This window comes from Pseudoalteromonas sp. RB2-MNA-CIBAN-0110 (assembly GCF_040309305.1).
In the GTDB taxonomy this organism is placed as follows: Bacteria; Pseudomonadota; Gammaproteobacteria; order Enterobacterales; family Alteromonadaceae; genus Pseudoalteromonas; species Pseudoalteromonas arctica.
On sequence record NZ_JBEOOQ010000081.1, the window covers coordinates 1 to 2007 of the forward strand.

Genomic DNA, 2007 nt, shown 5'->3' on the forward strand with positions numbered 1-2007 from the left:
TAAGAGCAAATGAAATTCGGTGTCAACCGGCCACGATAATTGACGCGGAACCGGCCAAGTTAATTGACGCTAGATACTTTTAGCTGTTTCAATAGTCCTCACGAAGTGAGCATTAGAATATAGTTTATTTGAGTGCTTTATACGAGATGCTTATCCATAAGTTGGATTTAATGAGGGAGATCTAATATTTCCAGAAGTAAGTTTAGTGCTTTGTTAAATTTTATTTCTGTTAGCTTACAGCTTATTGTTTTTTTAGAATAAGCACCTTTAGTAATTCAAGCCTTTATTCTCTTCAAGCTGCCTCGCTCTGGTAGTTTTCGACTACTTGCTTTAAAGAGTGAATATGCATTTCTATATTTTCGATTCTTTTATGTATAGCTGAGTGTGATAAAGAAGATCGTCCTTAACTTTGACTGTACCTGACAAATTGTAGTTGTGCAGTGATTCTGGCCACACGTTTACTTTAAAAGCTCTTATCTCATTGTTATTTATTTAATCGAGAGGATTCTTGGTTCCTGATGTAAATGTCATGAACTTCGGTCCAATAAAAATATTATCCATTAAACCTAGTTTTTGTAGGTTTCGCTGGAGGGAAGATATCGGTGGACTCACAATCAAGTAAGTGAATTATCTCATATATTCTTTCGCACGAAGCAGCCACTAAACCTGATTCAACCCTACTAATATAGCTTTGCTCTACATCAAGTCGGTGAGCAAGATCGGCTTGACTCCAATCTTTTTTTACTCGCGCTAATTTTATATTTTTGCCAATTAATTTGTTTACATGAACCATTAAGATCAAACCCTATTTTTTAATAGGATGATCCCATATTGCCAATACAGCTCATATGCACTATATTACATAAAAAATGACTTATTAGTCATAATAAAGGAAGTGAGGTGATATATGGCAGATGTAAATTCTATTATTCATGAAATTATTGATTCAAAAAAAACAGTGTATATTTATTCTTCGAAGATATGTGATGATTTTACGAAATTAGAAATTGCTAAATACTTTCGCTTTGAGCAAATAGAAAAACTGGTTTCACTATATTTAGAAAAGCTTACAAAAAAATCTTTACTGATCATATCAACATACTCTAAAGGCATCAGATATAAAAAAACAGATTTATTCTACAAACCACATCACATACTTGAAGTAGAAAAGGAGCTGCATTTCAGTTTTGTTTTAGCTCTTGATATGCAGAAAGCACTATGTGATTTAGAGATGATAAAATGCAGAGCAACACTAGTTCCCTACAATATTGACGTAATATTAGGGAAAACTCTAGAAAAAGAAACCCAATTAGAGTATCTGATCAAAAAAGAAAGGGTATATTTTTTACAAAATAAGATATCTACAATTAACACGCTACTTGGCTTATATAAGCTCAATAGCTATTCTTTCGCTCAAAACAACTGAGCAAATACAAGAGTGTATTTATGTCACTTTTAAAGCATGAAATATTAAATAAAAACCCTAAAAGAACCTCAGAGATTGCTTTGCGTGTTTTTTTTAACATCATGACGAAATGGGAAGTTACAAAAAAGGAGCAAACGAATTTACTTGGTCAGTCATCTGAACAATTATTTAAAAGCTGGAAACAAGACATAATAATAACTTTATCCGATGATACTTTATTGCGTATCTCGTATGTCTTAGGAATATACAAAGCACTTGGAACGCTTTTTTCAGATAAAAAATTAGCTCATGCATGGATAACAAGAGAAAATCAGATATTTGACAACAGCTCTGCATTAGATTTCATCTTAAAAGATAGCGCAAATAACTTACCTCAAGTAAGGAAATACTTAGATAGTCAAATCACAGATGAAATCATTAAAAATTAGTACCTTTCATTTTGCTCTGTATATAAATAAAAATAGTTAAAGCTCTCTTTAAACGTACTGTTGTAGTTTCAATTATTAGGGGCTGTTGATCTTTGTAGTATATATATTAATCAGCCCACATTGGTAGCCACATCATAGTAAATGCTAAAGCGA

3 protein-coding genes are annotated in these 2007 nt (G+C 32.1%); 2 read left to right on the forward strand and 1 reads right to left on the reverse strand.

What is annotated here, in order from left to right; translation table 11 throughout:
* Positions 1–553: 553 nt before the first annotated feature.
* Complete coding sequence (locus tag AAEY68_RS20590) at positions 554–793, reverse strand: helix-turn-helix domain-containing protein (RefSeq protein ID WP_347155722.1); 240 nt, start codon at positions 791–793, stop codon at positions 554–556.
* A 114-nt stretch (positions 794–907) separates the two neighbouring features.
* On the opposite strand from AAEY68_RS20590, the gene AAEY68_RS20595 reads away from it, so the two are divergent.
* Together AAEY68_RS20595 and AAEY68_RS20600 are read left to right on the forward strand one after the other, a co-directional pair.
* Positions 908–1426, forward strand: coding sequence for a hypothetical protein (locus tag AAEY68_RS20595; protein ID WP_024594456.1), 519 nt, complete (start codon positions 908–910; stop codon positions 1424–1426).
* A gap of 20 nt (positions 1427–1446) precedes the next feature.
* Positions 1447–1854, forward strand: coding sequence for a DUF2384 domain-containing protein (locus AAEY68_RS20600; RefSeq protein ID WP_024594455.1), 408 nt, complete (start codon positions 1447–1449; stop codon positions 1852–1854).
* The last annotated feature ends 153 nt before the right edge of the window (positions 1855–2007 follow it).